This is a genomic window from Nitrosomonas supralitoralis, from assembly GCF_003011925.2.
In the GTDB taxonomy this organism is placed as follows: domain Bacteria; phylum Pseudomonadota; class Gammaproteobacteria; order Burkholderiales; family Nitrosomonadaceae; genus Nitrosomonas; species Nitrosomonas supralitoralis.
In genome coordinates this window covers 50,678-59,872 of the sequence record NZ_PXXU01000018.1, presented here as the reverse complement: position 1 = coordinate 59,872, position 9,195 = coordinate 50,678, and the positions used below count along the sequence as shown (strand labels likewise).

Here is a 9,195-nt window from a genome sequence, read left to right as displayed (position 1 = left end):
TTACCGAATATATAGAAATCTTCTATAACCAGCAGCGAAAACAGAAAAGGCTGGGCTATTTGTCACCAGCACAATTTACGCAGCAATACTATGAAAATTTGCTTGTTGCTTAAACCGATGGACTCCATTTTTGACAGCATATATCAGTTTTATCGCTGCCTATTTTAAGTCGCCACAATCACCCGCACGGCGTCAAGCCGTAGATTGCTGGACTCTAAAGCAATGGTTAGTTGTGCCAGTTGCTGCTCGAAAAAACGGATTTCTTCTTCGCGTACATTCGGATTAACCCGAAACAAAGCCTTGAGACGCTCGATTTCCGGTATGAAGGTTTGCTTTATTCGCGCTTCGGCCTGCGCAATAAGTTGTGGCGCTTGCTGATTTGCTTTCTGCTCGCTCATAACCAACAAGGACTTTATCTCGTCTTCTTTCAATTGAATCACTTGCTTGGCAATCCCTATCGCTACCGGCTCCAGATGTTGATTGATCGAATCGTGATCCAGGTAAGGATAATCCTCACCGCCTTGCTCATCCAGCAAAATACGGATAACTTCGGGCGGTAAATAGTGGTTACTTTGCTGTACGTTTTGCCCGCCCGCTTCCAGCACGAACAGACTTTCCAGCAATAAAGTACCCGGTTGTACTTTTTGATGCTTCAGTGCAACAACTACTGCATTGCCAGTTTCATGATTCAAGATTCGCTCTATCGCGTGGATAACCATCGGATGCTCCCAAGTCAAGAAATGCATGTTCTCATTAGCCAATGCAACATCTCTTGAATAGGTGATTACTGAACCTTCATCCATCAAGCCAGGAAAGGGCATACTCATGTGCTCACTCGGCTCAATCAAATAACTGCCCGCACGATGTTCTTCTATATGCACACCGCAACAATCAAAAACCGTTTCCATATATCGTGGCAGCGTCGGGTCCTCATCCTGTACGCACGCTTCTCGGTACAGTCTTTCTGCAACAGCCGGGCGAAAAGAATTATATTCCAGCAGCTTATCGCGTCCACGATCCAATGCCTCATTCAGTTTCTGATTGGCTGATTGAGTTGAACTAATCAAGTCTAAGTGTGTATCGACATCAGCTTGTCGTTGATGAAGCGCGTTAATGAGCGCATCTTCCACCAGCAAAAAAACAGTTTGCCCTGCTGGGCAGGTTTTTTCAAAAGCATTCAAACCCTCGTGATACCAGTGAAACATCACTGCCAACGCGCTATTTTCCAGATAAGGCACATGAATCTTAATGCTCTCTGTCTGGCCGATACGATCCAGTCGACCAATCCGTTGTTCCAGTAAATCGGGATTAAGCGGCAAATCAAACAACACAAGATGGTGAGAGAACTGGAAATTACGGCCTTCGCTGCCGATTTCAGAGCATACCAATATTTGGCTGCCGGTTTCTTTATCAGCAAAAAAAGCGGCCGCGCGGTCGCGTTCAATCAAACTCATGCTTTCATGGAATACCGGAATATGCTGTCCCATCAGTGCCTTGAGAGCCTGCGCGATATCGCGAGTGGTTTGTGAATCGGCGGTGATGACCAGGACTTTTTCCGGCATCAACTGCTTGAGTGTCGCGCTTAACCAGTTGATCCGAGGATCGATTTCGATCCAATAGGGCTGCTCAGGCTCAGCTCGAGCCTGATACAGCAGTTCAGGGCACAACAGCAATTCTGGTTTTGACAGAGGGGTCGTTTCAAAAAAGGTCAGACATTGCTGATATTCTGCAGGTAATGCCAACGGAATAGCTAAAAGTTTGCGTTCAGGAAACCCTTTAACTGCCACGCGCGTATTGCGAAACAAGATGCGACCGGTACCATGCCGGTCCAGCAACAATTCTGCCAGCATTCTTTTCGCTTGTTGGATTTGCTGCGCATCGGCGGGATCTTGCAACTGTGCAAGGAATGCCTTGGATTGCTCGGAATCGGTGGTTGACAAGATAATTTGTCTGATTTCATCATTCAATTCCTGACCTTCTAGCAAGACCTCCACCACTTTGGCAACCGGCTCGTATGATTGCTCCTCAGCCAAAAAAGCTGCGAAGTTACTGAATCGATTCGGATCCAGTAAGCGCAGGCGAGCAAAGTGACTGGCTTTACCTAATTGCTCAGGAGTCGCTGTTAATAACAGCGTCCCTTTGGTGCAGGCCGCCAATTGTTCAATTATGGTGTATCCCGGACTGGCAGCCTCTTCAGACCAATGCAGATGATGGGCTTCATCGACCACTAGCAAATCCCATTGACCATTCAAGGCAGCTTGAAACCTTTTTTGATGTTGACGCAGAAAGTTCAAACTGCAAAGTATCAATTGCTCACTATGAAAAGGATTGCTCCAATCTCCGCTCTCTTCCAGCGATAAACAACGCGCTTCATCAAAAATGCTGAATTGCAGATTAAATCGTCGCAGCATTTCCACCAGCCATTGATGAATCAGAGTTTCTGGAACAACAATGAGCACTCGCTTGGCACGTTCAGTTAACAATTGCCGGTGCAGAATAAGCCCGGCTTCAATGGTCTTTCCCAGCCCCACTTCATCCGCCAGTAAAACACGCGGCGCATAACGTTGCGAAACTTCGTGGGCAATGAAAAGTTGATGTGGAATCAAGCTAGTTCGAGTTCCCACCAGTCCATACAGAGGTGTTCTTGCTAGGCGGTTACGTATCAGTAATGTTTGATAGCGGATCTTAAACCACTTATCCTGATCAAACTGACCAGTGAACAAGCGTTCTGCCGGACGGTTTAATTGCAAATGATGTGCCAATTGTTCTTCAGCAAGCTCTATTCTGTTCCCGCTTTCGTTTATGCCCGAGTAGATCATTAACCCATTGATCTCATGCACATCAGTGACTTTCAATACAACGCCAGCAGAACTGCTGATAATATCCCCGGACTTGAAAATTACACGCGTTAAAGGTGCAGAGTGCTTGGCATAAGAACGAACCTCACCGGTTGCTTTAAAATTCATGGTGACAATTCTGTGCTCGACAGCCTGAACAGTCCCCAACCCCAGTTGTGAATCAAGATCACAGATCCAGCGCTGACCCGGTTTAAAATCGTACATGTGTCTGTGTGATAGTACGGAAAAGTGCAGTATAGTAATAGAATGTAAATAAAATTATTACTATTTCCTGAAGCCGAAATTCAATGAAGAGAATCAACAGGTAATAAACATTTTATTATTGGCACAATAACAGTTCAAATGATAGCGGAAAAAATCAGCCGGTTAATTTTCTCAAATTAACCGGCTGTAAATGCAAAACTATCAATCGCAAGGATGCAATAATTAAACTAGAAGTTTAATAATAAGGTAGCTATAAAATTATGCATCATTTGATCTGGACGAGTATTATGCGCTCTATTGATTAATTGATTCATATAGCCCATTTCTACAGTGGCAACTTGATTAACTTTGTAAGCCAGGCCAACAAAACCACGGTTCTGGTCAAAACCTTCAGTAATCCAACCTGCATGCGGAGTATTCATGGCAATGAATAATTCATCCGCTACTACAAAACCTAAGTTTGGAGAAATCGAAGGCATGGGAACCACGAGTTTAACTAACTGACGAAATCGGTATGCGACATTATTAGGTCCTGGATCAGGAACTCTATCGTCAAAAAATCGTTCCTCAAAACGTGAACGCATAGACAATCTACCAAATGAGAAATTATCAGCCCAAGTAACTTGTTGCCAGAGTCGATGTTCATTAAAGCAACCAACACGCTGGATGGGTTCACAAGTTGGTGCCCATGCGTAACCTGCCCATACCACTATTTTATCGTTTAACGCATAGCCTACGCCCGGACGTATCAGTGATTGCGTAAATTGGGAAGCGTCATTACCGAAACGACCTTGCCCTTCAGCCCACCATTTGAATTTCTTCAAGTCAGCGTTTTCAGGATTCACGAAACCAAAATTACCAGTCGCTGTAATATTTCCCCAAAATTGAAAGTCTTGGACAATTTCTTCAGCCGAAGCTGGTCTGGTTAAAACCAAAATCAGTGTAGCCAATAGAATAAAAACATTTACTTTTTTTAACATGCAATCTCCCCCTACAAAACATTTAGATTTTTTAAAAATGCTGATTAAAATCGGGTCTAGCAATTATTCTCAGTTACTGTTTACAATAAATTGACATTCTATAACCGTAAGTTTGTTGGCTGCTTCAAAAAAAGAAGATTTTAACTCTTCCATTACTTCGTCCGCGCACTTTAACCTAGCAAATGTCAATAAAGTGTTAAGAAACTCAACCACAGAAAATATAAATCTTATATTTAATACTCAACATCTTAAGCTAAGCATCAAGAATTTTAATTACGATCTTATTACATTACATAACTACAAGATGCGAACAATAGCATGACAAATGTCAAGAAAGTGTAAAGAAAAAGATTTTTCTCAATGAACTGTATCAAGTGTTGTTTTATTGCTAACAATTTTTGCTATCTGAAGGATATTACTGCAAAAGCTCCAATCTCTTGGAGTCTGGAACGAAGTCAAAAGTCACTAGTGGTAAATAGCGATATATAGGCCTCATCTGGTTTTTAAAACATTTGTTTGACAAGCTGTCATAATAGTGGATATGGTAAGCTTACTAAATCATTAAATCTGATTAATAAATTCAAAAATAACAACTTTGTATTGATTAACTTAATAAATGCTGAACCGGGATCACTCTCGGTATTGATTGAACTAAACAAATTGGAGTCAGGAAATGAAAAGAACACATATTTTAGTAACAGTATCCGCGTTGTTTGTTCTTGTCGGTTGTGGTGGAAGCACCAACGATTATAGTCCGCCAGCAGATGCTTCCGGCGAAAGAATCTTTAGCACTGCCTGCACTGAATGTCACAAGCCACTGACTGGAACTAAAGCAATGATTTTGAGTGAAAAATTTGCCAACAAAGACGCTATCATCAAGAAATTCCAATCAGGCAGCATGCGAATGCCTGCATTCAAAAATATTCAAGGTGAAGCTGCTGATCGACTGGCCGAGTATATTTTAACGAATAGTGAAGTCCAATAATTATTGATAGCGCCTGAGAATGTGAGCAGTTTCTCAGGCTTATTTTATATGCAGCATTGGATGACATCATTACGCTAATGATGTTTCCAAAGTTACAATTCAGTCTCTTCCAGGTAACAACGGTTTATTCATAAACTAAATCTAAATTAATAATCTCGTTGCCTCATACGTCAGTAGCTTTGCCAATCCAGTTACATGGTTCAGTTTGAAATTTATCGGTAAAACTCCAAATAAACCATACATAATAACTGATTAGCAAATATGCTTATACCAATATCGCTGCTGCTCGCCTTTGTTAAGGTCCACATTAAGAAATTAATCAAACTTGGGACAAAAGCTTTAACCAAGATAATAACTTACAAAACGGCAAACAACCTTTTAATTGATTTCAAGTAAGTTTTAAGATGAATCATAGAGTCTACTGAAAATACTAACTCTCCTGCTTTACAAGCCTTCGTCGATGAATCACTACGCTTTACGCACTCCTCAATCACTTTCCTTCAGCATTTCACTTCGCATATAAGTACAAAATTATTATCTGCATCTTGCATATTAACGTAAAATTATAAAGTGGGTTAATAACGTTAATTTTGATACAGATCATCAGAGTATGAATATAAAATGTAATAGAACCCTACCTTTGGAAGATATTTTGTTACACGACAGCCCACCACACAATCATCTTGGTGTTACACAAATTAGATCAAGCTGCGCATCATGTAGTTTGCGTGAATTATGTCTTCCGGTCGGCCTTAATGATCATGAAATACAATTACTTGGCGATATTGTTAGCCAGAAGCGCAAACTCTATCGTGGTGGATATCTATATCGCTCAGGATTAAAATTTCAATCACTTTTTGCCATTCGACGTGGCTTTCTAAAAACCTGTGTTCTTGAAGAAGACGGACGTCAGCAAGTTACTGGTTTCCATATGACCGGGGAGCTGCTAGGGCTAGATGCTATCAGTTCAGAAGTACATACTTGCGATGCGATAGCGCTTGAAGACAGCGAGGTTTGTGAAATTCCATTTACCAGACTAGAAGATATTAGTATTATTATTCCCTCACTTATGCGTCATTTTCATAAAATCATGAGTCGTGAAATAGTACGAGATCAAAACGTAATGTTGCTATTAGGCAGCATGAAAGCAGAGGAGCGTCTAGCATCATTTTTACTCAATTTGTCGCGCCGATTTTCTATACGCGGTTATTCCGAATCCGATTTTAATTTGCGTATGACGCGCGAGGAAATTGGCAGTTATCTTGGCCTTAAACTGGAAACTGTCAGTCGCGCATTTTCCAAATTGCAAGATGAAAATATTATATCCGTAAAGAACAAGCATATTCTTATAAAGGACATTACTCACTTAAAACTTAAAATGGGTAATTCATCCTGTATTACTTAATAATTCGTAATTTCGATAAATTGGCAATTTTCTTGATCTTATTATCGCTTACAGCTAAAAATTTCTTTGTTGCTAAATAAAATCACTTTCAATATTTCTCCTCTGCTTATCAACTTGAGTAAGTGTTAGGAGATGTTATAATAAAAAGATAATTTGATGACGCACGATATGTGCATTAAATTAAATTCACACATTTACTTTGATATCAAAGTAAATGGAGGCTCAATCCATTAGGAGAATTCATGTCAGTAACCATGCGACAAATGCTGGAAGCAGGTGTTCATTTTGGACATCAAACACGTTTCTGGAACCCAAAAATGGCACCGTATATCTTCGGCCATCGTAACAAAATCCACATTATCAATCTTGAAAAAACCTTGGTGATGTATGAGGAAGCCATGAAATATGTGCGCCAGTTATCTGCAAACAAAGGAGTAATTTTATTTGTTGGTACCAAAAAACAAGCACGAGATATTGTGCGCGAAGAAGCGGTACGTTGCGGATCTCCCTATGTAGACCAACGTTGGTTGGGAGGCATGCTGACTAATTTTAAAACCATTAAACAATCTATCAAGCGCCTACATGACATGGAAACAATGGTGCAAGATGGAACGTTAGATAAACTTGTAAAAAAGGAAGCGCTTGATCTTCAAAGAGAATTAGATAAGCTTAATAGTAGTTTAGGTGGCATCAAAGACATGAAAGGTTTGCCGGATGCTATATTTATTATAGATGTTGGATATCAAAAAGGAGCCATCACAGAAGCAAGAAAGCTTGACATCCCTGTTGTTGGTGTAGTTGATACTAATCATAACCCTGATAATCTGCATTATATTATCCCTGGAAATGACGACTCAAGCCGTGCAATACGGCTATATGCCCGCGGCGTAGCCGACGCAATCCTGGAAGGACGCAATCAAGCTATTCAAGAAATCGTTGAAATGGCTTCTGAAGCAGAATAAAGTCATACAATTTTTATTAGCAGCTTGAAAATCCAAGACTGAAGATCCGACATGAAAGCTGCCGAACTTATGCGAAATAGAACTTTATCATACTGAAATCTTGATTAAATTAAGATAAATATATTTTCGTTTCTTCTTTTATTAATTAATTTGTTTTTGGAGTAAATATGGCGGAAATAACCGCAAGCATGGTAAAAGAATTGCGTGAAATGACCGGGCTAGGCATGATGGAATGCAAAAAAGCATTAACAGAGACTGGCGGAGATATTACAGCAGCAGAAGATTTATTAAGAATTAAAAGCGGTGCCAAAGCAAGTAAAGCTGCAGGTCGAATTGCTGCAGAAGGAGTAATTGGCGCATATATTTCATCAGACAAAAAGTGTGGTGCACTGGTTGAAGTAAACTGTGAGACAGATTTCGTCGCCAGAAATGAAGATTTTATTAGTTTCGCCAAAAATCTGGCTGAACTAAGTGCAGAAAAAAATATAACCGACACGGCAGCTTTAAGTGATGCAATGCTACCAAGCGGTGAAACTGTCGAAGCAATACGCAAAGCGTTGATTATGAAATTGGGCGAGAATATCAGTATCCGACGCTGTAGCCGCCATGCATCACATGCTCAGCTGTCCTATTATCTTCATGGAACCAAGATCGGGGTGATGGTGGACTATACCGGAGGAGATGAAGCTTTAGGTAAAGATCTGGCCATGCACATCGCGGCAAGCAAGCCCATCTGTGTATCTAAAGCGCAGGTATCTGCAGATATCTTAGCGCATGAGCGCGAGATTTATACGGCTCAGGCTGCCGAAAGTGGCAAGTCGGCCGATATTATTGAAAAAATGGTTGATGGGCGTATTGCAAAATATCTTGCAGAGATAACGTTATTAGGTCAGCCATTTGTAAAAGATCCGGAGCAGACGATAGAAAAATTGCTCGCCAAAAAAACTGCAGAGGTTAATGGATTCACTATGTTCGTGGTAGGAGAAGGAATAGAAAAGAAAACTGAGAATTTTGCAGATGAAGTTAAGGCTCAAATGGAACAGGCCAAGTAAATCAATATATTATCAATGACCACTGCAGTCTATAAACGTATTTTACTAAAACTATCCGGCGAAGCCCTGATGGGTGAAGATAAGTATGGTATTAATCATGCCGTCATGAGAAGAATAGTTTCCGAGATTGAAGAAATTAGCAACCTAGGAATTGAAATTGCCATCGTCGTAGGAGGTGGAAATATCTTTCGTGGCATGAAATCAGTCAATGATGGGCTGGAACGAGTTACTGCAGATTATATGGGCATGTTAGCCACTGTAATGAACGCTTTAGCTTTGCAAGACGCGATGAAATTGGCTGGTCTGGTACCGCGAATACAATCCGCATTACGCATTGAACAAGTTGTAGAACCTTATATACGTGGGCGTGCTATGCGTTATCTGAAAGATGGTAAAGTAGTTATTTTTGCGGCAGGTACCGGCAATCCATTTTTTACTACTGATACTGCAGCTGCTTTACGTGGAATGGAAATGAATGTAGATATCTTACTTAAAGCTACAAAAGTCGATGGCATTTATACCAGCGACCCTAAAATCGATCCTGAAGCAACGCGTTTCCATAAATTAACTTTTGACGAAGCTATAGCCAAGAATTTACAAGTAATGGATGCAACTGCATTAACACTATGTCGTGATCAGAAATTACCACTTAATGTTTTTAGTATTTTTAAGGCTGGCGCACTTAAACGTATAATAACAGGCGAAGACGAAGGGACTTTGGTAACCGTCTAATTCAACAATAATTGAAA

8 protein-coding genes are annotated in these 9,195 nt (G+C 40.6%); 6 read left to right on the top strand and 2 right to left on the bottom strand.

All coding sequences use genetic code 11. The annotated features are described in order from the left end of the window. A partial coding sequence (locus tag C7H79_RS07695; protein WP_147383571.1) for an IS3 family transposase occupies positions 1 to 113 on the top strand: 113 nt, incomplete at its 5' end. 51 nt (positions 114 to 164) lie between these two features. Here the strand turns inward: C7H79_RS07695 and rapA are convergent. Both rapA and C7H79_RS07685 read right to left on the bottom strand, forming a co-directional pair. Continuing rightward, positions 165 to 3,062: an RNA polymerase-associated protein RapA gene (rapA, locus tag C7H79_RS07690; protein ID WP_106706702.1), complete on the bottom strand. Its 2,898-nt coding sequence runs from the start codon at positions 3,060 to 3,062 to the stop codon at positions 165 to 167. A gap of 227 nt (positions 3,063 to 3,289) precedes the next feature. Beyond that, positions 3,290 to 4,042 carry a DUF2490 domain-containing protein gene (locus C7H79_RS07685; RefSeq protein WP_106706701.1) on the bottom strand — a complete coding sequence of 251 codons (753 nt, stop codon included), beginning with the start codon at positions 4,040 to 4,042 and terminating at the stop codon, positions 3,290 to 3,292. 673 nt (positions 4,043 to 4,715) lie between these two features. Between C7H79_RS07685 and C7H79_RS07680 the strand changes: the two genes are divergently transcribed. From C7H79_RS07680 to pyrH, 5 genes are all read left to right on the top strand, one after another. Then, positions 4,716 to 5,027, top strand: a complete 312-nt coding sequence (locus C7H79_RS07680; RefSeq protein ID WP_106706700.1) for a c-type cytochrome — start codon at positions 4,716 to 4,718, stop codon at positions 5,025 to 5,027. A gap of 610 nt (positions 5,028 to 5,637) precedes the next feature. Further along, positions 5,638 to 6,432 carry a fumarate/nitrate reduction transcriptional regulator Fnr gene (gene fnr / locus C7H79_RS07675; RefSeq protein ID WP_172592380.1) on the top strand — a complete coding sequence of 265 codons (795 nt, stop codon included), beginning with the start codon at positions 5,638 to 5,640 and terminating at the stop codon, positions 6,430 to 6,432. 242 nt (positions 6,433 to 6,674) lie between these two features. Further along, complete coding sequence (gene rpsB, locus C7H79_RS07670) at positions 6,675 to 7,394, top strand: 30S ribosomal protein S2 (protein WP_106706699.1); 720 nt, start codon at positions 6,675 to 6,677, stop codon at positions 7,392 to 7,394. Positions 7,395 to 7,561: 167 nt separating this feature from the next. Beyond that, complete coding sequence (gene tsf / locus C7H79_RS07665; RefSeq protein WP_106706698.1) at positions 7,562 to 8,446, top strand: translation elongation factor Ts; 885 nt, start codon at positions 7,562 to 7,564, stop codon at positions 8,444 to 8,446. A 15-nt stretch (positions 8,447 to 8,461) separates the two neighbouring features. Next, on the top strand, positions 8,462 to 9,178 hold the full coding sequence (pyrH, locus tag C7H79_RS07660) for a UMP kinase (RefSeq protein ID WP_106706697.1): 717 nt from the start codon (positions 8,462 to 8,464) through the stop codon (positions 9,176 to 9,178). The last annotated feature ends 17 nt before the right edge of the window (positions 9,179 to 9,195 follow it).